The organism is Shigella sp. SIG3 (genome assembly GCF_053555855.1).
This window is the reverse complement of the sequence record NZ_JBQZXE010000002.1, coordinates 14,288-36,023: the sequence shown is the minus strand read 5'-3', so window position 1 is coordinate 36,023 and position 21,736 is coordinate 14,288. Positions and strand designations below refer to the sequence as shown.

Sequence of the window (21,736 nt, the reverse complement as noted above, 5' to 3'; positions counted from 1 at the left end):
CTGAGGGTAAGAAAAGTCAGCAACTACAATCCACTACATCAACAGACCAGCAATCGCGTGCCGCGATACGCTGGAAATACCCGTAGATTGAACTGGCAGATGGTGGGACTGACATCAGTCAGTGATGACTTTTTAGCAAATTATGTTCGACCAGTCAGCATATTTACTGACTGGTCGAATTGATTAACAATGATGTTAACTCACTCTTTTGCCGGATGCTCTATTTTTGGGTTGTGAGTGTTTTATTTCTAATTGTGTATAAGAAGCATTGATTCGTGCATCGCCATATTTATCTAAATAACAATTTCTGTTTACCAGTCGATGTTGAAAATCAATTTCGTACTGCTCTTCTGCTGAATATTTTTTAAATCTGTCAGCATAGTTTTTTAATAACGTATAGGGGGCGCTGTCAGAATTGCTTTCCCTTTGTTCAATCACTTCCTGGGCTGCCATGCACACAAACGCACCGCAACTTTGGCTTAAGTATTGCTGAAGATCGGCATGTAAAAATATTATCTCTGGTTCATTTAAATGAACTTTTATATTATTATTCGACATTTTTCCCATGAGTTCAGAATTAAAACTATTAATGACACGCTTAAGTGAATTTTCTTTATCATGGCCTAGTGCACGCAATGAGTTGAATATGACGCATTTTATTTGTAGTTTATTATTTTTTTTATTTACTATTTTCTGTAGCGAAACTAATATCCAGTGTCCGCCAGTATTTATGGGGAATAACTGGACTTCATTCGGCCATGATGGATCGCTCTTAATATTTTCATTGAGAGCGTCTTCCAGGTGAGTTCTGGTGGAGTAGGGGACGTAGAGACCAGTAGGATAATTGACTTGAGTATTTTTTGCATTAGCGGCGATCTTCTGAAGATAGCAAGCTATTTCATCTGTGGTTAATTGACGATTTTTATCCCAGAAGTTTGTACCATCACTCAGTTCATTATTCTCATCATTTAAAAGCACCTTTGAAAGCGACTGTTTTTCAGATATAAGAGGAATTTCATTACCGATAATTGTCATTAATTTCGAAGGGGAGAATAGCTTTTTGAACAGGAGAACATCTGAATTATCCGGACCAGTTGGTTTAAGGTGGGAGTTGGTTGCGGTATGTGCCAAATTATATAATTTTAAACAGGCATTTTTAATAAGTCGGATAATCGATAGGGTCTCATTTGTTGGGTTTCTAACAATATGGTAAAGAATATCTTCAGCTTTTTTTCCAAATTCATCATAACCTAACGCAATATTATGCAGTAACTCAATACTTTCTTCATCTCCGGATAACGCTGTTTTTTTTAAAGACTGCAGTAATTCCTCGGTCACAGTAAATTTTTCTGCAAATGTCTGACTGAGTTGGGTTTGAGATAATTGACAATAATTGCTGACAACTGTAACCATCATGGGCTCCTTTTAGTTGCAAAGGTTGTGCTGAATCAAGATGAAAAGAGGCAACTTATTGCTCTGAATATAGTGCGTAAGGAGATGAATAAATATCAAAAATCGCTCAATATGCCTGTGTGGGTGGATATATGTAGCGCGGGTTGCTATAACAGGGCAAGTTTCACCCTGTTTTTAATAATAAGCAGAGTTAAACGTTAAACACGGTGAAATCATTCGCCAGTTCAGTCGCCGGGAAAATTGACCTGCATTCACGTAACAGGTGTTGACAACCTTTGTCATCATAGCGCGAGCTGACGTGGGTAATGATTAGCTTGCCGACTCCAGCCTCACGGGCTAGTGTCGCAGCCTGGCGTGTAGAGCTATGGCCGCGACTATTGGCTTTGGCTTCCATGGTTATATCCAGCGTCGCTTCGTGCACCATGACATCGACACCTTTAGCCAGGTCAAGTGCGGCATCGCAGGGGCCGGTATCGCCGAAAATAGCGAGCGCTTTACCTGGCACTGGAGCAGCTAAGTAATCTGCGCCGTTAATCTGCCTTCCATCTTCCAGCGTGATTGTTTTGCCCGCTTTTAATTCCTGAAACAGTGGGCCAGGCGGCACGCCAGCAGCTTTTAATGCCTGGGCATTTAATGCACCCGGTTTATCATGTTCTTCAATACGATAGCCATAACATTCCAGTGGGTGTTCCAGCGGATAAGCGGTTACTTTGCGCAGGCCATCATCGAGAATTTCGCCAGCGCCAATTTCGACAATTTCCAGCGGATAATCGGTCCATGAGCCGCTAATCCGCTGCGCGGTTTCCACAAATTCACGGATACCTTGCGGACCATAAATCGTTAAGGGTTGGATAATGCCTGACATAGAACGACTGCACAGCAAGCCGGGTAAACCAAAAAGATGATCGCCATGAAGGTGACTGATAAAAATCTTGTCCAGTTTTCCAGGGTTAAAGGCGGTATGCAGTAGCTGATGCTGGGTGCCTTCACCGCAGTCAAACAACCAAAGTCCGCTCTGGGTCGGATGTTGCAGGTTAAGCAATATTGCCGTGACATTGCGCGTGCGGGTTGGCACACCGGCTGAAGTACCTAAAAAAATTAATTCCATGAGTTCATCACGTTTCAAAAAATATTCCGGCTAGTATAAGGCATACATCTAAAAGGAGAGCATTATGATTGAATGGCAAGATCTGCATCACTCTGAATTATCGGTTTCCCAGCTTTATGCCTTATTACAACTGCGTTGCGCGGTGTTTGTTGTCGAGCAGAATTGCCCTTATCAGGATATCGATGGTGATGATTTGACGGGGGATAATCGCCATATTCTCGGTTGGAAAAATGATGAACTGGTGGCGTATGCGAGGATTCTGAAAAGTGATGATGATCTTGAGCCTGTCGTTATAGGTCGGGTGATTGTCAGTGAAGCGTTGCGTGGTGAAAAAGTGGGGCAGCAGCTGATGAGTAAAACACTCGAAACATGTACGCATCACTGGCCTGATAAGCCTGTTTACCTCGGGGCTCAGGCGCATCTGCAAAACTTCTACCAGAGTTTCGGTTTTATCCCTGTGACGGAGGTCTATGAAGAAGATGGTATCCCACACATTGGGATGGCACGCGAGGTAATTCAGGCGTAATCAACAACTCTTGTCTATAGTTAGTGACAGGTTTTACGCAAATGGAGAACGAGAATGTCTAATCAGTTTGGTGATACACGTATCGATGACGACCTGACGCTGCTTAGTGAAACACTGGAAGAGGTGCTCCGCTCCTCTGGCGAGCCCGCCGATCAGAAATATGTTGAGCTGAAAGCGCGTGCAGAAAAAGCGCTGGATGATGTGAAAAAACGGGTTAGCCAGGCTTCAGACAGTTATTACTATCGGGCGAAGCAGGCTGTTTATCGTGCTGATGACTACGTCCACGAAAAACCCTGGCAAGGAATTGGTGTGGGCGCGGCCGTCGGGCTGGTACTAGGACTGTTGCTGGCACGCCGTTAAAACCTCCCTACACCGGGGTACTGCATTTTTTTTGTAGTACCCCGTATAATGTGAGGCTTTTAACAGGGAGAGGTCCGCGTGCAATCACTTACTACGGCGCTGGAAAATCTACTGCGCCATTTGTCGCAAGAGATTCCGGCGACACCCGGCATTCGGGTTATCGATATTCCTTTCCCTCTCAAAGACGCTTTTGATGCCTTGAGCTGGCTGGCCAGTCAGCAAACGTACCCGCAATTCTACTGGCAACAACGTAATGGTGATGAAGAAGCTGCCGTCCTGGGCGCGATTACCCGTTTTACGTCGTTGGACCAGGCACAACGTTTTCTTCGCCAGCACCCGGAACACGCCGACTTACGCATTTGGGGGCTGAATGCTTTTGACCCGTCGCAGGGCAATTTACTTTTACCCCGCCTGGAATGGCGACGCTGTGGCGGTAAAGCCACGCTGCGGTTGACGCTATTCAGCGAAAGCTCCCTTCAGCACGATGCGATTCAGGCAAAAGAATTTATCGCCACACTGGTGAGTATCAAGCCCTTGCCTGGGTTACATTTAACCACCACGCGAGAACAACACTGGCCGGACAAAACGGGCTGGACGCAATTAATCGAACTGGCAACGAAAACCATCGCCGAAGGTGAGCTCGACAAAGTGGTGCTCGCTCGGGCAACTGACCTGCATTTCGCAAGTCCGGTCAACGCGGCGGCGATGATGGCTGCCAGTCGTCGACTGAATCTGAATTGCTACCATTTTTACATGGCCTTTGATGGCGAAAATGCTTTTCTTGGCTCTTCACCGGAACGGTTATGGCGGCGGCGTGACAAAGCGCTGCGTACTGAAGCGCTGGCGGGAACAGTAGCAAATCATCCTGATGATAAGCAGGCGCAGCAGTTAGGAGAGTGGCTGATGGCGGATGATAAAAACCAGCGCGAGAACATGCTGGTGGTGGAAGATATCTGCCAACGATTACAGGCCGATACCCAGACGCTGGATGTTTTACCGCCGCAGGTACTGCGTCTGCGTAAAGTGCAGCATCTTCGCCGCTGTATCTGGACTTCACTCAACAAAGCGGATGATGTGATCTGTTTACATCAGTTGCAGCCAACGGCAGCAGTTGCTGGCTTACCGCGCGATCTGGCGCGACAGTTTATCGCCCGTCACGAACCGTTCACCCGAGAATGGTACGCCGGTTCTGCGGGCTATCTCTCATTACAACAAAGCGAATTCTGCGTTTCCCTGCGCTCAGCAAAAATTAGCGGCAATGTCGTGCGATTATATGCTGGCGCGGGCATTGTCCGTGGTTCCGACCCCGAGCAAGAGTGGCAGGAAATCGACAACAAAGCGGCAGGGCTGCGTACTTTATTACAAATGGAATAGTAATGAGTCGCATCATTACCGATTCATATCAATAATCTATTTTTGTAGCTCCTTATACTTAGCCGCAATATTGATACCGGACAAACTCATGTCAGTAAGCGCATTTAACCGACGCTGGGCGGCGGTCATTCTGGAAGCATTAACGCGTCACGGCGTCAGACACATCTGTATCGCCCCAGGCTCGCGTTCTACACCGTTAACGTTAGCGGCGGCGGAGAATTCCGCATTCATTCACCACACCCATTTCGATGAGCGTGGGTTGGGGCATCTGGCGCTGGGGCTGGCGAAAGTCAGCAAGCAGCCGGTGGCGGTGATTGTGACCTCCGGCACGGCGGTGGCAAATCTCTATCCGGCACTGATTGAAGCCGGGTTAACCGGAGAAAAACTGATTCTCTTAACCGCCGATCGCCCGCCGGAGCTAATTGACTGCGGCGCGAATCAGGCAATTCGCCAGCCGGGAATGTTCGCCTCTCACCCCACGCACAGTATTTCATTGCCGCGCCCGACCCAGGATATCCCCGCACGTTGGCTGGTTTCTACCATCGACCACGCTCTCGGTACGCTTCATGCGGGGGGAGTCCATATCAACTGCCCGTTTGCTGAACCGCTGTATGGCGAAATGGACGATACCGGGCTTAGCTGGCAACAGCGTCTGGGTGACTGGTGGCAGGACGACAAACCGTGGCTGCGTGAAGCGCCTCGTCTGGAAAGTGAAAAACAGCGCGACTGGTTCTTCTGGCGACAAAAGCGCGGCGTGGTGGTTGCCGGGCGCATGAGTGCGGAAGAGGGCAAAAAAGTTGCCCTGTGGGCGCAAACTCTTGGCTGGCCGCTGATTGGCGATGTGCTGTCACAAACCGGGCAGCCGCTGCCGTGTGCCGATCTTTGGTTAGGCAATGCCAAAGCGACCAGCGAGCTGCAGCAGGCACAAATTGTGGTGCAACTGGGAAGCAGCCTGACGGGGAAACGGCTCCTGCAATGGCAGGCAAGCTGTGAACCAGAAGAGTACTGGATTGTTGATGACATTGAAGGGCGACTTGATCCGGCACACCATCGCGGACGTCGCTTAATTGGCAATATTGCCGACTGGCTGGAGCTGCATCCGGCAGAAAAACGCCAGCCCTGGTGCGTTGAAATCCCGCGCCTGGCGGAACAGGCAATGCAGGCGGTTATTGCCCGCCGTGATGCGTTTGGCGAAGCGCAACTGGCGCATCGCATCAGCGACTATCTGCCTGAACAGGGGCAATTGTTTGTTGGTAACAGCCTGGTGGTACGTCTGATTGATGCGCTTTCGCAACTTCCGGCAGGTTACCCGGTGTACAGCAACCGAGGGGCCAGCGGTATCGACGGACTGCTTTCGACCGCCGCAGGCGTTCAGCGGGCAAGCGGCAAACCGACGCTGGCGATTGTGGGCGATCTCTCCGCACTTTACGATCTCAACGCGCTGGCGTTATTGCGTCAGGTTTCTGCGCCGCTGGTATTAATTGTGGTGAACAACAACGGCGGGCAAATTTTCTCGCTGTTGCCAACGCCGCAAAGCGAGCGTGAGCGTTTCTATCTGATGCCGCAAAACGTCCATTTTGAGCACGCCGCCGCGATGTTCGAGCTGAAATATCATCGTCCGCAAAACTGGCAGGAACTTGAAACGGCATTTGCCGACGCCTGGCGCACGCCAACCACCACGGTGATTGAAATGGTGGTTAACGACACCGATGGTGCGCAAACGCTCCAGCAACTTCTGGCGCAGGTAAGCCATTTATGATCCTGCACGCGCAGGCAAAACACGGAAAACCAGGTTTACCCTGGCTGGTGTTTTTGCACGGTTTTTCCGGCGATTGCCACGAATGGCAAGAAGTGGGCGAGGCGTTTGCCGACTACTCACGGTTGTATGTTGATCTCCCAGGTCATGGTGGTTCGGCGGCGATTAGCGTCGATGGATTTGATGATGTCACCGACTTACTGCGTAAAACCTTGGTTAGTTACAACATCCTTGACTTCTGGCTGGTGGGGTACTCGCTTGGCGGACGGGTGGCGATGATGGCGGCTTGCCAGGGGCTGGCGGGGCTTTGTGGGGTTATTATCGAAGGCGGGCATCCGGGGCTGCAAAATGCTGAACAACGTGCGGAACGTCAGCGTTCCGATCGCCAATGGGCGCAGCGTTTTCGCACAGAACCGTTAACGGCGGTATTTGCCGACTGGTATCAACAGCCTGTTTTTGCCTCGCTCAATGACGATCAACGCCGGGAGCTGGTGGCGCTGCGCAGCAACAATAATGGCGCAACCCTTGCCGCCATGCTGGAGGCGACTTCTCTCGCCGTCCAGCCTGATTTACGTGCTAACCTTAGCGCCCGCACATTTGCGTTTTATTATTTATGTGGTGAACGTGACAGCAAATTCCGCGCCCTAGCGGCGGAACTGGCTGCCGACTGCCATGTCATTCCTCGCGCCGGACATAACGCGCATCGGGAAAATCCCGCTGGCGTAATCGCAAGTCTGGCGCAGATCTTGCGTTTTTGACTAAAGGACACAATATGATTTATCCTGATGAAGCAATGCCTTACGCACCGGTTGAATGGCACGACTGCTCCGAAGGTTTCGAGGACATTCGTTATGAAAAATCCACCGACGGTATCGCAAAAATCACCATTAATCGTCCGCAGGTGCGCAATGCCTTCCGTCCTCTGACGGTAAAAGAGATGATCCAGGCACTGGCAGATGCGCGTTATGACGACAATATCGGCGTGATCATTCTGACTGGCGCAGGCGATAAAGCGTTCTGCTCCGGTGGTGACCAGAAAGTGCGTGGTGATTACGGCGGCTATAAAGATGATTCCGGCGTACATCACCTGAACGTGCTGGACTTCCAGCGTCAGATCCGTACCTGTCCGAAACCGGTTGTCGCGATGGTGGCTGGCTACTCCATCGGCGGTGGTCACGTTCTGCACATGATGTGCGACCTGACTATCGCAGCAGATAATGCCATCTTCGGTCAGACTGGCCCGAAAGTCGGTTCCTTCGACGGCGGCTGGGGCGCTTCCTACATGGCTCGTATCGTCGGGCAGAAAAAAGCGCGAGAAATCTGGTTCCTGTGCCGTCAGTACGACGCAAAACAGGCGCTGGATATGGGCCTTGTCAACACCGTGGTACCGCTGGCGGATCTGGAAAAAGAAACCGTCCGTTGGTGCCGCGAAATGCTGCAAAACAGCCCGATGGCGCTGCGCTGCCTGAAAGCTGCGCTGAACGCCGACTGTGACGGGCAGGCGGGGCTGCAGGAGCTGGCGGGCAACGCCACCATGCTGTTCTACATGACGGAAGAAGGTCAGGAAGGTCGCAACGCTTTCAACCAGAAACGTCAGCCTGATTTCAGCAAATTTAAACGGAATCCGTAATGCGTAGCGCGCAGGTATACCGCTGGCAGATCCCCATGGACGCGGGGGTGCTTCTGCGCGACAGGCGGTTAAAAACCCGCGACGGGCTGTACGTTTGCCTGCGTGAGGGCGAGCGCGAAGGGTGGGGGGAGATCTCCCCACTGCCGGGCTTCAGCCAGGAAAACTGGGAAGAGGCGCAAAGCGTGCTGCTTGCCTGGGTAAATAACTGGCTGGCAGGCGATTGCGAGCTACCGCAGATGCCTTCCGTGGCCTTTGGCGTAAGCTGTGCATTGGCAGAACTGACAGATACGTTGCCGCAAGCAGCCAACTACCGTGCGGCACCGCTGTGTAATGGCGATCCGGACGATCTGATCCTCAAACTTGCCGATATGCCGGGCGAGAAAGTGGCGAAGGTCAAAGTGGGATTGTACGAAGCGGTGCGCGACGGCATGGTGGTGAATCTGTTGCTGGAGGCAATTCCGGATCTGCATTTGCGTCTTGACGCAAATCGCGCCTGGACACCGCTGAAAGGTCAGCAGTTTGCCAAATATGTTAACCCGGATTATCGCCACCGCATCGCGTTTCTCGAAGAGCCGTGCAAAACCCGCGATGATTCGCGAGCGTTTGCCCGTGAAACCGGCATTGCCATTGCCTGGGATGAAAGCCTGCGCGAGCCGGATTTTGCCTTTGTGGCTGAAGAGGGCGTGCGCGCGGTAGTTATCAAACCCACGCTCACGGGCAGTCTGGAAAAAGTACGCGAGCAGGTACAGGCGGCGCATGCGCTGGGGCTGACGGCGGTGATCAGTTCTTCCATTGAGTCGAGCTTAGGTCTAACGCAACTGGCGCGGATTGCTGCCTGGTTAACGCCAGACACCATTCCGGGACTGGACACGCTGGATCTGATGCAGGCGCAGCAGGTTCGTCGCTGGCCGGGGAGCCCACTGCCGTTAGTGGACGCTGATGTACTGGAGCAGTTGTTATGATCTTCTCTGACTGGCCGTGGCGTCACTGGCGGCAAGTGCGGGGAGAAGCCATCGCCTTACGTCTTAATGACGAGCAACTCAACTGGCGCGAGCTTTGTGCTCGCGTCGATGAGTTAGCTACGGGCTTTGCGGCGCAGGGTGTGGTTGAGGGCAGCGGCGTGATGTTGCGGGCGTGGAATACGCCGCAAACGCTGCTCGCCTGGCTGGCGTTACTGCAATGCGGGGCGCGGGTGTTGCCCGTGAACCCTCAGCTGCCGCAACCGTTGCTTGAAGAATTGCTGCCCAATCTGACGCTGCAATTTGCGCTGGTGCCGGATGGGGAAAACACGTTTCCGGCATTAACGTCGCTGCACATTCAGCTGGTTGAAGGCGTACATGCCGCTGCGTGGCAGCCGACGCGTCTGTGCTCAATGACGTTGACCTCGGGTTCTACCGGTTTGCCGAAAGCCGCTGTCCATACTTATCAGGCCCATCTTGCCAGTGCGCAAGGTGTGTTATCGCTGATTCCGTTTGGCGATCACGATGACTGGTTGCTCTCTTTACCGCTGTTTCACGTCTCCGGTCAGGGAATTATGTGGCGCTGGTTATACGCTGGTGCGCGGATGACGGTGCGTGATAAACAGCCATTGGAGCAAATGCTGGCAGGCTGTACTCACGCTTCACTGGTGCCAACACAACTCTGGCGTTTGCTGGTTAACCGCAGTTCCGTTTCCCTGAAAGCGGTGTTACTTGGCGGCGCGGCTATCCCGGTCGAGTTGACGGAACAGGCGCGCGAGCAGGGGATTCGTTGCTTTTGCGGCTATGGTCTGACCGAGTTTGCCTCCACGGTATGTGCGAAAGAAGCCGACGTCCTGGCAGACGTTGGTTTGCCGCTGCCGGGTCGGGAAGTGAAAATCGTTAATAATGAAGTGTGGCTGCGGGCTGCCAGTATGGCAGAAGGTTACTGGCGTAACGGGCAACTGGTTTCACTGGTTAATGACGAAGGCTGGTACGCTACGCGCGATCGCGGTGAGATGCATAATGGCAAGCTGACCATTGTCGGACGTTTAGACAATCTGTTCTTCAGTGGCGGTGAGGGTATTCAGCCGGAAGAAGTCGAGCGTGTTATTGCTGCACATCCTGCGGTTTTGCAGGTGTTTATCGTTTCCGTTGCCGACAAGGAGTTTGGTCATCGGCCGGTAGCGGTGGTGGAGTATGACCAGCAAACCGTTGATCTTGGCGAATGGGTGAAAGATAAGCTGGCTCGTTTTCAACAACCGGTGCGCTGGCTGACTTTACCGCCGGAGCTGAAAAACGGCGGTATTAAAATTTCACGTCAGGCGCTAAAAGAGTGGGTGCAACGTCAGCAATAATTAACCCTCCGTTTCACTTCTCATTTCTGCCATTCCATTGCCGTTGATAAAGAGTTTATCTGTTAATCTGTAAATTGATGTGAAAACTCTTAGCAAACAGGATAATGCAATGGAATGGCTGGCACAAAAAATCGTGCTGCAATAAACAAGATAACAGACATGTACTTATGCTCTGCGATGCTGGCGGCGCGATAAAAATGATCGCCGAAGTGAAGAGTGACTTCGCCGTGAAAGTGGGGGATTTACTCTCGCCTTTGCAGAATGCGCTTTATTGTATTAATCGTGAAAAGCTGCATACGGTGAAAGTCCTCTCGGCAAGCAGTTATAGCCCCGATGAGTGGGAACGGCAGTGTACAGCGGCAGGGAAAACTCAGTAACGTTGTTTTGTCGTGGGCAGGAAAATCAGCATCAACCCGCTCATAATACAGGCTACTCCCAGTAGTGCTTTCAGCGAAAAAGTCCCTTCCCAGCCGGGAAGTACCATTGAAGCAATCCATACCAGCACATAACTCATACTGAGCAAGGCATAGGCTTTGCTTAGCGCAAGTTTATGTAGCGTTTTATACCAACAAAAAACGGAAAGCAGATAACCCAGCAGCCCGAGTAACAGTATCCGGGCATCCAGGCCAAAAGCTAACAGAGCCGCGATAAAATCCCATAAGTGCGTCATCGGCGGCAGATGACTTGCCGCAAAACCCAGGCTTAATTGCGCAACTGAGGCAATAATGACGCTGAATAATCCCCATATCAGGCCCATTACACCGTACTCCCGAGGATCACAATGCCACCAATAATGAACGCCACCCCACACCAGTGACGCGGCGATACCGGTTCGTGCCACAGTTTTACTGCAGCCAGCGTCACCCAGACAAAATTCAGACTTAACATCGGGTAGGCAATGCCTACCGGTACGTTCTGCAAGACCAGCAGCCAGAGCACCATGGCAAGACCAAGACAAGCCAGCGCCAGTCCCAGCCACAGCACGATATGTTTGCGCCGTTTGTTTATCGCCACAAAGCAGGTTGCCTGTTTCTGACACAACTGCCCGGCAACGCTAAGCAAGCTGGCAAAGACTAATGTTAGCCAGATCATTTGGGACGATACTGAATCAGCACCAGACGCTCCTGACGAACGATGGCATCTGCGGGCGGAATGGCGAGACTGTTGATATCTTCATCGCGGTCAACCGAAAGCACGAGTGTAATAATCCCCTCCTGACGATGTTGATTAAGCCAGTTTGCGAACTCATCACCGCTGACAAATCTCCCTTTCGCATCCGGATAATTAAGGCCGTATTTCAACTCACCTGTCTGGCGATACATGATGATGTCATCGCGTTGCAGGCTCCATGCCAGACCTGCGGCAACACCGACGCTATCAGTAAGAATATAGCGGCTTGGCTGAAGTGATTCTTGTGTCATCTCGACAAAAAATTGCGGATGTTTTCCTTCCATGACTCTGTCAGGAATTGAAAATCCTACCAGCAACGCCAGCCCCAGCGGGCAAAGCGCGGCGAAAGACCAGGTCTTTTCGACGTTTGTTAAGGTGTACCAGCCGAAAAATGCCCATAGCGAAAAAATCGACCAGGCACAAAAGACTTTATAGCTCTCGAAGGTTTGCCACACCGGCGTGTTCATTGGTCCCCAGGGGGAGATCACAAATGTGGCAATAATGCCAGTGACGCCAAAAGCGATGTTAATCCAGCCATTAATCCGCAGCGCCAGAGGATTATTTTTTGCTGCCAGCAAAGCGTAATGCGCCAACAGCATTGCCAGAGGTGCAAAGCAAGAAAGAATATAGGTGGGCAATTTGCCTTTAGCGACGGAGAAAAACAGCAGCGGCATTATCGTCCAGCTCAACAAATAGACGGTTGCGGAATGCTTGCGGTTTTTCCAGCCTGTGTACAGTGCACCGGGGAGTAATCCCAGCCACGGCAGGCTACCGGCAATGATGACCGGCACGTAGTACCAGAACGGAGCTCTATGTTGGGCATCATCTAGTGCAAAGCGTTGAATATGCTCAACCCAGAAAAAATAGTGCCACAAGTCAGGCTCCCGCTGCGCTATCGCCAGTCCCCAGGGGAGAACCGTCAGTACGCAACTGATAACCGCCAGCCAGCCGTAAATAAAGAGATCTTTCCAGCGTTTTTGCGTCGCTACCCATGGCAGCACGCTTAATACCGGCACGGCAAGGGCGAGAAAACCTTTGGTCATCACCCCCATGCCGCAGGTGATTCCCAGCAGTAAAAATCCTGCGCTTTTGCCTTTCCACGTCTGTGCCTGCATTGCCAGCCAGAAGCTGCACATTCCCGCCACCAGCCAGAATGCAATAAACGGATCGAGCACGGCATAAGTGCCGATGGCATAGACAATAAACAATGAGAGATAAATTACTGTGGCGAGTAGAGCCAGACGTTTATCGCGCCATAAGCGCAGAGTAAACCAGGTCACCAGCGCGGCAGTTAACAGGGTCGCAAAGATAACGCCTGCCCGCACACCAAAGTTATTCGCGCCAAATAGCCATTGCCCAATGCTGTTAATCCAGTATCCGGCAATGGGTTTTTCGAAATAACGTAGCCCTAACAGATGGGGCACAATCCAGTCGCCGGATGCCAGCATTTCTCGACTGATTTCCGCATAACGCGTTTCATCGGGTTGCCAGAGCAGACGCGTGCTGATCGGTAACAGGTAATAGCAGGCAATAAACGCGAAGATGCCGATAAGGTAACGTACCGATTTCATCAGCGACTACCCGCAATTTGTTGGCAACCCAGCCAGCCTTCACGTCCGGCAATATTTCCGCGAACAACTTGTCCGAGCGGCAACGTCTCTGATAACAGTTCGCTTAAAGGGCAAAATGTCACGCCTTCCTGAGCTGCGCGTTTGAGGAGATCCACAAAATTATGCTGATAAGCGCAGCCTTCAACTTCTGCATGAATGGTATAAACCGGCGTGCCTTTATCTCGCAGGATGCGGTTGAGTAACCAACCGTTAAAATCTTCTGCTTTCACATCCCGACCAATCACTTCATCCCAGGTGGGTAAGGTCACCGGAATTTGCGCAGTGCCAGGGTTTCCTGATTCGAGCAGTGGACGGAACGGCATGGCCCCACGACAATCGCTGTTGTAGCGCAAATGGAACGCTTCTTTTGCTTCGATCACCTTCTGGTCGGCACGCCAGCCCGCAGCGGCAGAACAGGTTACCGGTTGACCGATAATCTCTTCCAGAGTGCGAAGACCGCGTGCAATATCGTCGATCATTGTTTGCCGATCCCAGTTACCGCTACGGGCTTGCCAGGCATGGTGATCCCAGGCGTGCAGACCGACTTCGTGATGTTTAGCCGCTTCACGAATGATATCGGCATTGGCATGACCAATCTCTTTACCTGGCCAGGCCGTACCTGCCAGTAAAATATCCCAGCCATAAAGCGATGCCGCGTTTGAGCGCAGCATCTTCCACAAAAACTGTGGCTTCACCAGTCGCCAGAGATGGCGGCCCATATTGTCCGGGCCGACGCTGAAAAAAATGCTGGCCTGAATATTATGCTTACTCAAGATTTCCAGCAGACGCGGCACGCCTTCACGGGTGCCACGAAAGGTATCGACATCAATGCGTAAGCCTACTTTGGTCATGATGGTTTATCCGTAAGATCAACGGTGCGCAGGAAGAAATCCAGCGTTTCGTCGATGGTTTCCTGCATATCAATTTTCGGCTCCCAGTCCAGGCAGCGGTGGGCATTGCGGATGCTCGGTTTACGATGCTCTACGTCCTGATATCCTTTGCCGTAGTAGCTGCTACTTTCGACAACGCGAAAGCCCGCAAACGGTGGGAAATGATGGCGCAGCGGATGTTTTTCGAAGCTCGCCAGCAGCATCTCGCCCAGTTCCTCAATGCTCGCTTCGTTCTCAGGATTGCCAATGTTGATAATTTCGCCGTCGCAGCGATTTCCCGCATTTTCGATAATGCGGTACAACGCCTCGATACCGTCCCGGATATCAGTAAAGCAGCGTTTTTGTTTTCCGCCATCAATTAGCTTAATTGGTGAACCTTCTACCAGATTGAGAATGAGTTGCGTAATAGCGCGGGAGCTGCCAATTCGCGCTGCATTAAGGTTATCCAGTCGTGGTCCCATCCAGTTAAACGGGCGGAAGAGGGTGAACTGTAAACCCTCTTTTTCGCCATAGGCCCAGATCACCCGATCAAGTAATTGTTTTGACACCGAATAAATCCAGCGTGGTTTATTCACCGGGCCGACGATTAAATTAGAATGGTCCTCATCGAAGTATTTATCGCTACACATCCCATAAACTTCTGAAGTTGACGGGAAGATGATTCGCTTACGGTACTTAACGCAGTAGCGGATAATGCGCAGATTCTCTTCAAAATCGAGTTCAAATACGCGCAGCGGGTTGCGGGTATATTCAATCGGCGTGGCTATCGCCACCAGCGGCAAGACGAAATCACATTTTTTGACGTGATACTCAATCCATTCGGAATGAATACTGATATCGCCTTCGACAAAGTGAAAATGTGGATGATTCAGAAAACGGCTTATCGCATCGCTGCCAATATCCAGACCGTAAACTTCATAATGATCTTCGCGCAGCAGGCGTTCTGTCAGATGGTTGCCAATAAAGCCATTCACCCCGAGGATGAGTACCCGGGTACGGCGTCGGGCGGTGCAGGCAGGCTGGCTATTCAAGCGTGAACCTTGCACCAGGCCCAGCATCTGCGCTAATTGCGAGCCCTGCATAGTAATGCCGTCGCCCGCCTGTCCGGTGACGATTTCCAGCGCGCCATCGCCACAGGCAATCAGCAGTGGCGCAACAGAAATCACGCTCCCCGGCTGTGCTTTGCTGGCATGAGGATGAACACGCGACGACCAGACGGTGAATTTCTGATTGCCAACATAGCTGAAGGCACCCGGCCACGGATCGGCAACGGCACGTACCATGTTGTGCAGTACGGATGCCGGTTTATGCCATTCAAGGAAACTGTCATCCGGCGTTCTGCGACCAAAACAGGTGGCTTCGTTTTCGCGCTGGGCGATTTCCAGAATATTACCGTGTTTAATGGCGGGTAATGTCTGTTCCAGTAGCTGGCGCGCGGCATGGCACAATTTATGATGCAGCGTAATAGCGATATCGTCTGGCGCAATGGCAACGCGCAGTTGCGCCACAATGGCCCCAGCATCGGCACGTTTTACCATTCGGTGCAATGTAACGCCCGTTTCCGTTTCACCGTTCACCAGCACCCAGTTCAGCGGCGCGCGACCACGATATTTTGGTAACAGCGAACCGTGCAGATTAAATGCACCTGCGGGAGCGAGCTGAAAAATCTCGTCGCAAATAAGATGGCGATAATAAAAAGAGAAAATCACCTCTGGTGACAGTTGGGCAATGCGTTCCACCCACAGCGGATGATTAACGTTATCCGGCGCATAAACCGGAATGTCTCTTTCCGCCGCCAGATGAGCCACCGAACCATAAAAGGCTTTTTCACCGGGATTATCGGTATGGGTAAAAATGGCGCTAATTTCGTAACCGGCAGCCAGCAGAGCTTCAATACCGAGGCATCCCATATCGTGGTAGGCAAAAACGACGGTTTTCATTATTCATTTTCCTTGCTGGATGGACGGATAACTTGCTGAACAAAATAGCGGGGGCGGGCGCGGACATCGGTGTAGATCCTGCCGATATATTCACCGAGTAATCCCATGCCGATAAACTGAGCGCCAATAAAAGTAAACAGCACGGCAAATAGCATAAAGACGCCTTCTGCCGCCCATTGTGGTCCGAAGGTCAGGCGTAAAATCACCAGCAGCACCGCAATGCTAAAACCTCCAATCGCAATAATGCTGCCGAGCAGACTCAGCATACGTAGCGGCGTTGTGGTAAGGCAGGTCACCAGGTCGTACATCAAATTAATCAGGCGCATAAAACTGTATTTGGATTCACCAAACTCACGCTCGGCATGATGTACTGGAATTTCAATTGCACGGCGGGCGAAGATATTCGCCAGAATCGGGATAAAGGTGCTGCGTTCATGGCAGTGCAACATCGCATCGACAATATGACGGCGATAGGCGCGCAGCATACAACCGTAGTCACCCATCGCTTTGCCAGTGGTGCGCTGAATAAGCCGGTTAATCATCTTCGAAGCTGTTTTACGAAACCAGCTGTCCTGGCGGTTCTGGCGTACAGTCCCTACCACGTCGTAACCTTCATCGGCTTTTGCCACCAGGCGGGGGATTTCTTCTGGCGGATTCTGGAGATCGGCATCAAGGGTAATAATTAAGTCGCCAGTAACGTGACTGAATCCCGCCATAATCGCTGAATGTTGCCCGTAATTGCGGTTAAGCAAAATAGACACAATATGGCTGTTCTCCGCTTGTGAGGCTTCGACCAGCATATGCGCGGAATTATCGCTACTGCCGTCATCAATCAGCAGGATCTCATACTCTTTCCCCAACGATTCACAGGCTGTGGTGGTGCGCCTGATTAATTCCGGTAAGCTTTCCTGCTCGTTATAAACGGGAATAACCACCGAGACTTTCTTAACAGGGTGGATTTCAAACATGGCTTATTGTCCTGCGAGTTGCTGAAGGGCTGTGATGACGCGGTCGGCATCGGCGGTAGTCATATCCGGGAACAGCGGCAACGAACAGATGCGTTCGCTATTCCATTCGGTATTCGGTAACGACAGCGTGGGAAAACGCTCGCGATAATATTTTTGTGTGTGAGCGGCGCGGAAATGTAACCCGGTACCAATGCCTCTTTCTTTTAACGCTTCCATCAACGCATCGCGACTGATACCACAACGTTGTTCATCGACACGAATAATAAACAGATGCCAGGCGTGAACGTGCGGCCAGGCGGGAAGGCTTAATGGCTGAAAGGGGAGAGCTGCCAGTGCTTGCTGATATTGCTGGGCAATTTCGCGCCGACGGGTGTTGAGGTGCTCTAATTTGACTAACTGTGTCAGGGCAATCGCGGCGTTAATATCGGTCAGATTGTACTTATAGCCCGGTGTTAAGACTTCAGCCTGCGGTGCACGGCCCCAGGTTTGTCTGTCATAGGCATCGACACCCAGACCGTGAAATTTCAGCATCCGTAGCTGGCGGGCAAGGTTTTCATTATCAGTTACAATCAGGCCACCTTCAGCACAGGTAATATTTTTAATGGCATGAAATGAAAAAATAGCGGTACCTTTTGCGCCAATATGTCGCCCTTTGTAATACGTACCGACGGCATGGGCAGCATCTTCGATAACTGCGATGCCGTAACGTTCGCCAATGGCGCGAATGGTGTCAATATCTGCTGGCGCACCGGCATAATGCACCGGAATGATGGCTTTAGTGCGTGGCGTAATGGCTGATTCGATCGCTTCAGGCGTGACCATCAGCGTATCGCGGTCGACATCCACCATTACCGGCGTTGCACCCAGCAAGGAAATCATATTGAGGGTTGAAACCCAGGTCAGGGAAGGCGTAATCACTTCATCGCCCTTGCCAATTTCCAACGCCATTAGCGTGATATGCATTCCGGCGGTGGCTGAACTGACCGCGATGGCATGCTGATTTCCCGTCAACTGGCAAAAGGCTTGCTCAAGCGCCTGATTCTTCGGACCGGTTGTGATCCAACCGGATTCGAGAACCTCTTTAACTGCAGCGAGTTCCTCCACGCCCATTGCTGGTCGCGAAAAAGGCAAAAATTCTGACATTGCTTTTCCTTCCGCCATTGAATACCTGTCCACTTATATTTGCTATAAAGAGTGTTGTGTATATTTTGCCATTTGGAGCGAAATTTTAAGGATAGAATATTAACTTAACCTTAAGAAACTAATATTAGACGTAAATATTGAAATTTTTATATTTTTTCTTATTTAGGCTTTGCATTTGGCAAAAATTTGAGGCATTTTGCCGACATCGTAGGATTTTTAATATTACACCAACTGCTAATTATCGCCAGAAATGTCGCTCAATTTCACGGTAATTGTCTGGTTGCGCTTGTCTACAGGTGGAGTTTACGTGTTAGCTTTTTGCCGCTCATCATTGAAGTCAAAAAAATATTTCATCATTTTACTGGCGCTCGCTGCAATTGCCGGACTGGGTACTCATGCCGCCTGGAGTAGCAATGGTTTGCCACGTATCGACAATAAAACATTGGCCAGACTGGCACAGCAGCACCCGGTTGTCGTTTTGTTTCGCCATGCTGAACGTTGCGATCGTTCAACCAATCAATGCTTGTCAGATAAAACAGGTATTACGGTTAAAGGTACCCAGGATGCCCGTGAACTGGGCAACGCTTTTAGCGCTGACATCCCTGATTTCGATCTTTATTCCAGTAATACCGTCCGGACCATTCAGTCGGCGACCTGGTTTTCCGCGGGTAAAAAGCTGACGGTAGATAAACGACTTCTTCAGTGCGGTAATGAGATTTATAGTGCAATTAAGGACTTACAAAGCAAAGCGCCTGATAAAAATATGGTTATTTTCACCCATAATCATTGCCTGACATATATTGCTAAAAATAAGCGTGATGCGATATTTAAACCTGATTATCTGGATGGTTTAGTCATGCATGTGGAAAAAGGCAAAGTTTATCTGGATGGGGAATTCGTTAACCACTAAATTTTCAACCTGACAGCCAGTGATGGCTGTCATCATTGTTAAAGAAGACCTTTCAAACGTAACGTTTTTCGGGTGGCAACATTTAAATCATAATGCACCAGATCTTCAGGTTTTACCCACGCGTAGTCCTGAAACTCTTCGTTTATTTTCACTTCTCGGTTGGCAGAAACGCAGTCAAAAATCAGGTAAATCATATAAATCTCTTCCTTGCGACCATCTGCATATGTCTTGGTGCGAATATCATCGCTGAAGGTCCACGGCGTGATTTCTGTCAAAAGCAGCTGTTCTCCCAGTTCTTCGCGAATTTCGCGGCGTAGTGCCTCTTCAATTCGTTCGCCAGACTCCACGCCGCCACCCGAAAGCGCCCATTGACCGGGGAAAACGCCGCGATCGTCGGCCATTTTGCACAGCAAATAAGCACCATCATTTTGAATCAAAGGGCATACAATAGTCCGTTGTCGCACAGGGGTATTCCTTATAAATAAAAAGAAACCATGAGAATACGGTAACTCAGAAATATGTGAAAGTGACAGTAATCTCTTTTGCAATGATAACTGCACTTATTATTATTTTTGTGTGTATCGGTAAAGTGTGTTTATTTTTTCGGCGTTTAATTATTTAAGAAGTATTTAGTTACAATAAGTGACTAGATCCCTTTTTTCGCTCATTGAATCCTCTGTGCCAGGCAGTACAATCCCGCAGCTTTGGGAATTTTGATTAATTGCTTGTGGGAAAGGGGATAATGAAAAAAATTGCGCTAGCAGGTCTGGCCGGAATGCTGTTGGTTTCTGCATCGGTCAATGCAATGAGCATCAGCGGCCAGGCGGGTAAAGAATACACCAATATTGGTGTCGGTTTTGGGACTGAATCGACGGGCCTGGCTTTAAGCGGTAACTGGACACATAACGACGACGACGGTGACGTCGCGGGCGTGGGGCTGGGGTTGAATCTGCCTCTCGGGCCGTTAATGGCGACCGTTGGCGGAAAAGGCGTGTACACCAACCCGAATTACGGCGATGAAGGTTATGCCGCAGCGGTAGGAGGTGGTTTGCAGTGGAAAATTGGCAACAGCTTCCGTTTGTTTGGCGAGTATTACTACTCTCCGGATTCGCTCTCCAGCGGTATTCAAAGTTATGAGGAAGCGAATGCTGGCGCGCGTTACACCATTATGCGTCCAGTCAGTATTGAGGCGGGTTATCGCTACCTGAATCTGTCGGGTAAAGACGGTAACCGCGACAACGCTGTGGCTGACGGCCTGTATGTTGGGGTTAACGCCAGTTTCTGATCCCTTCCGGCGCGGCATTCAGTTTCTTACTACGCCTTATCTCCCTTTGCGTTATAGTGATTCGATAACAAAAGCAGGAGATAACCATGTTAAAAGTGGAAATGCTATCCACCGGGGATGAAGTGTTATACGGGCAAATCGTTGACACTAACGCTGCCTGGCTGGCCGATTTTTTCTTTCATCAGGGGCTGCCATTATCTCGCCGCAATACGGTGGGGGATAACCTTGATGACTTAGTCACCATTCTTCGCGAACGTAGTCAGCACGCCGATGTGCTGATCGTTAACGGCGGGCTGGGACCGACCAGCGATGATTTAAGCGCACTCGCCGCTGCGACAGCAAAAGGTGAAGGCCTTGTGCTGCATGAAGCCTGGCTCAAAGAGATGGAACGCTATTTCCACGAACGTGGACGAGTAATGGCACCGAGCAGCCGTAAACAAGCGGAGCTGCCTGCCAGTGCTGAATTTATCAATAACCCGGTAGGCACCGCCTGTGGTTTTGCCGTGCAGCTTAATCGTTGCCTGATGTTCTTTACTCCCGGCGTACCGTCAGAATTTAAGGTGATGGTCGAGCACGAAATCCTGCCGCGCCTGCGCGAGCGTTTTTCTTTACCACAGCCGCCGGTTTGTCTGCGTTTAACTACCTTTGGTCGTTCGGAAAGCGATCTGGCACAAAGCCTGGACACTCTACAACTGCCGCCGGGCGTAACAATGGGCTATCGCTCCTCAATGCCGATCATCGAACTGAAACTCACCGGACCGGCAAGCGAGCAACAGGCGATGGAAAAACTGTGGCTGGACGTTAAACGTGTTGCCGGACAGAGCGTGATTTTCGAAGGCACCGAAGGACTGCCCGCGCAGATCAGTCGCGAATTGCAAAACCGCCAGTTCAGCCTGACGTTGAGCGAGCAATTCACCGGTGGTTTATTGGCTTTGCAACTTTCTCGCGCAGGTGCTCCATTGCTGGCGTGTGAAGTGATTCCTTCACAGGAAGAAACCCTGGCGCAAACTGCGCACTGGATTACAGAACGGCGGGCCAACCATTTTGCCGGGCTGGCACTGGCTGTTTCGGGTTTCGAGAACGAGCATCTCAACTTTGCGCTAGCCACGCCAGACGGCACTTTCGCTCTGCGTGTGCGTTTCAGCACTACACGCTACAGCCTGGCTATCCGTCAGGAAGTGTGCGCAATGATGGCACTGAATATGCTACGCCGTTGGTTAAACGGCCAGGACATCGCTAGTGAGCATGGCTGGATTGAGGTTGTTGAGTCCATGACTTTATCCGTCTGATTTCGCCACTCTGTGCCGGTTTACTGCACCGGCACATTCCCCCTCCGGCA

General features: G+C 50.9%; 21 protein-coding genes and 1 pseudogene. 12 read left to right on the top strand and 10 right to left on the bottom strand.

Annotation, left to right across the window (positions count from 1 at the left end; translation table 11 throughout):
* Window positions 1-195: 195 nt before the first annotated feature.
* Both elaD and rbn read right to left on the bottom strand, forming a co-directional pair.
* The gene (gene elaD / locus ACUU1I_RS00850; RefSeq protein WP_094110508.1) at window positions 196-1,416 is read right to left on the bottom strand and encodes a deubiquitinase ElaD; all 1,221 of its coding nucleotides are present in this window, start codon (window positions 1,414-1,416) and stop codon (window positions 196-198) included.
* Window positions 1,417-1,603: 187 nt separating this feature from the next.
* Window positions 1,604-2,521 carry a ribonuclease BN gene (gene rbn / locus ACUU1I_RS00845; protein ID WP_005069910.1) on the bottom strand — a complete coding sequence of 306 codons (918 nt, stop codon included), beginning with the start codon at window positions 2,519-2,521 and terminating at the stop codon, window positions 1,604-1,606.
* A gap of 64 nt (window positions 2,522-2,585) precedes the next feature.
* On the opposite strand from rbn, the gene ACUU1I_RS00840 reads away from it, so the two are divergent.
* From ACUU1I_RS00840 to pmrD, 9 genes and pseudogenes are all read left to right on the top strand, one after another.
* On the top strand, window positions 2,586-3,047 hold the full coding sequence (locus tag ACUU1I_RS00840; protein WP_000574091.1) for a GNAT family N-acetyltransferase: 462 nt from the start codon (window positions 2,586-2,588) through the stop codon (window positions 3,045-3,047).
* 54 nt (window positions 3,048-3,101) lie between these two features.
* Window positions 3,102-3,407, top strand: a complete 306-nt coding sequence (gene elaB, locus ACUU1I_RS00835; RefSeq protein WP_000070627.1) for a stress response protein ElaB — start codon at window positions 3,102-3,104, stop codon at window positions 3,405-3,407.
* Window positions 3,408-3,485: 78 nt separating this feature from the next.
* Complete coding sequence (gene menF / locus ACUU1I_RS00830) at window positions 3,486-4,781, top strand: isochorismate synthase MenF (RefSeq protein WP_001191398.1); 1,296 nt, start codon at window positions 3,486-3,488, stop codon at window positions 4,779-4,781.
* A gap of 88 nt (window positions 4,782-4,869) precedes the next feature.
* Window positions 4,870-6,540 (top strand): 2-succinyl-5-enolpyruvyl-6-hydroxy-3-cyclohexene-1-carboxylic-acid synthase, encoded by a 1,671-nt coding sequence (menD, locus tag ACUU1I_RS00825; RefSeq protein WP_005069904.1) that lies wholly within the window; start codon window positions 4,870-4,872, stop codon window positions 6,538-6,540.
* Window positions 6,537-7,295: a 2-succinyl-6-hydroxy-2,4-cyclohexadiene-1-carboxylate synthase gene (menH, locus tag ACUU1I_RS00820; protein ID WP_000600490.1), complete on the top strand. Its 759-nt coding sequence runs from the start codon at window positions 6,537-6,539 to the stop codon at window positions 7,293-7,295. The genes menD and menH overlap by 4 nt, the downstream gene beginning before the upstream one ends.
* A gap of 14 nt (window positions 7,296-7,309) precedes the next feature.
* Complete coding sequence (menB, locus tag ACUU1I_RS00815) at window positions 7,310-8,167, top strand: 1,4-dihydroxy-2-naphthoyl-CoA synthase (protein ID WP_000640007.1); 858 nt, start codon at window positions 7,310-7,312, stop codon at window positions 8,165-8,167.
* Window positions 8,167-9,129 carry an o-succinylbenzoate synthase gene (menC, locus tag ACUU1I_RS00810; RefSeq protein ID WP_001255543.1) on the top strand — a complete coding sequence of 321 codons (963 nt, stop codon included), beginning with the start codon at window positions 8,167-8,169 and terminating at the stop codon, window positions 9,127-9,129. Before menB ends, menC begins: the two co-directional genes overlap by 1 nt.
* On the top strand, window positions 9,126-10,481 hold the full coding sequence (gene menE, locus ACUU1I_RS00805) for an o-succinylbenzoate--CoA ligase (protein WP_000577602.1): 1,356 nt from the start codon (window positions 9,126-9,128) through the stop codon (window positions 10,479-10,481). Before menC ends, menE begins: the two co-directional genes overlap by 4 nt.
* A 109-nt stretch (window positions 10,482-10,590) precedes the next feature.
* Window positions 10,591-10,858, top strand: a pseudogene (pmrD, locus tag ACUU1I_RS00800) (signal transduction protein PmrD).
* Here the strand turns inward: pmrD and arnF are convergent.
* The 7 genes from arnF to arnB are packed head-to-tail and all read right to left on the bottom strand — an operon-like array spanning window position 10,852 to window position 18,202.
* Window positions 10,852-11,238, bottom strand: a complete 387-nt coding sequence (gene arnF / locus ACUU1I_RS00795) for a 4-amino-4-deoxy-L-arabinose-phosphoundecaprenol flippase subunit ArnF (RefSeq protein ID WP_000523005.1) — start codon at window positions 11,236-11,238, stop codon at window positions 10,852-10,854. The pseudogene pmrD and the gene arnF overlap by 7 nt on opposite strands.
* Window positions 11,238-11,573 (bottom strand): 4-amino-4-deoxy-L-arabinose-phosphoundecaprenol flippase subunit ArnE, encoded by a 336-nt coding sequence (arnE, locus tag ACUU1I_RS00790; RefSeq protein WP_000638031.1) that lies wholly within the window; start codon window positions 11,571-11,573, stop codon window positions 11,238-11,240. The genes arnF and arnE overlap by 1 nt, the downstream gene beginning before the upstream one ends.
* Window positions 11,570-13,222 (bottom strand): lipid IV(A) 4-amino-4-deoxy-L-arabinosyltransferase, encoded by a 1,653-nt coding sequence (arnT, locus tag ACUU1I_RS00785; RefSeq protein WP_000844004.1) that lies wholly within the window; start codon window positions 13,220-13,222, stop codon window positions 11,570-11,572. Before arnT ends, arnE begins: the two co-directional genes overlap by 4 nt.
* Window positions 13,222-14,112 carry a 4-deoxy-4-formamido-L-arabinose-phosphoundecaprenol deformylase gene (arnD, locus tag ACUU1I_RS00780; RefSeq protein ID WP_000169728.1) on the bottom strand — a complete coding sequence of 297 codons (891 nt, stop codon included), beginning with the start codon at window positions 14,110-14,112 and terminating at the stop codon, window positions 13,222-13,224. The genes arnT and arnD overlap by 1 nt, the downstream gene beginning before the upstream one ends.
* The gene (gene arnA, locus ACUU1I_RS00775) at window positions 14,109-16,091 is read right to left on the bottom strand and encodes a bifunctional UDP-4-amino-4-deoxy-L-arabinose formyltransferase/UDP-glucuronic acid oxidase ArnA (RefSeq protein ID WP_000860237.1); all 1,983 of its coding nucleotides are present in this window, start codon (window positions 16,089-16,091) and stop codon (window positions 14,109-14,111) included. The genes arnD and arnA overlap by 4 nt, the downstream gene beginning before the upstream one ends.
* Complete coding sequence (arnC, locus tag ACUU1I_RS00770; protein WP_000461657.1) at window positions 16,091-17,059, bottom strand: undecaprenyl-phosphate 4-deoxy-4-formamido-L-arabinose transferase; 969 nt, start codon at window positions 17,057-17,059, stop codon at window positions 16,091-16,093. Before arnC ends, arnA begins: the two co-directional genes overlap by 1 nt.
* 3 nt (window positions 17,060-17,062) lie before the next feature.
* Window positions 17,063-18,202 carry a UDP-4-amino-4-deoxy-L-arabinose aminotransferase gene (gene arnB, locus ACUU1I_RS00765; protein WP_005069889.1) on the bottom strand — a complete coding sequence of 380 codons (1,140 nt, stop codon included), beginning with the start codon at window positions 18,200-18,202 and terminating at the stop codon, window positions 17,063-17,065.
* 307 nt (window positions 18,203-18,509) lie between these two features.
* Here arnB and ais point away from each other — a divergent pair, with 307 nt between their 5' ends.
* A complete protein-coding gene (gene ais, locus ACUU1I_RS00760; protein ID WP_024261213.1) occupies window positions 18,510-19,112 on the top strand; it encodes a lipopolysaccharide core heptose(II)-phosphate phosphatase Ais in 603 nt (200 codons plus the stop codon).
* Between the two features lie 38 nt (window positions 19,113-19,150).
* Here the strand turns inward: ais and nudI are convergent, their stop codons facing one another.
* The gene (gene nudI, locus ACUU1I_RS00755) at window positions 19,151-19,576 is read right to left on the bottom strand and encodes a nucleoside triphosphatase NudI (RefSeq protein WP_001249889.1); all 426 of its coding nucleotides are present in this window, start codon (window positions 19,574-19,576) and stop codon (window positions 19,151-19,153) included.
* Window positions 19,577-19,854: 278 nt separating this feature from the next.
* Here nudI and ACUU1I_RS00750 point away from each other — a divergent pair, with 278 nt between their 5' ends.
* Window positions 19,855-20,397, top strand: a complete 543-nt coding sequence (locus ACUU1I_RS00750) for a YfaZ family outer membrane protein (protein WP_005046907.1) — start codon at window positions 19,855-19,857, stop codon at window positions 20,395-20,397.
* 86 nt (window positions 20,398-20,483) lie between these two features.
* Entirely contained in the window at window positions 20,484-21,686 is a 1,203-nt protein-coding gene (locus tag ACUU1I_RS00745; protein WP_000921663.1) for a nicotinamide mononucleotide deamidase-related protein YfaY, read from the top strand.
* Window positions 21,687-21,736 lie beyond the last annotated feature (50 nt).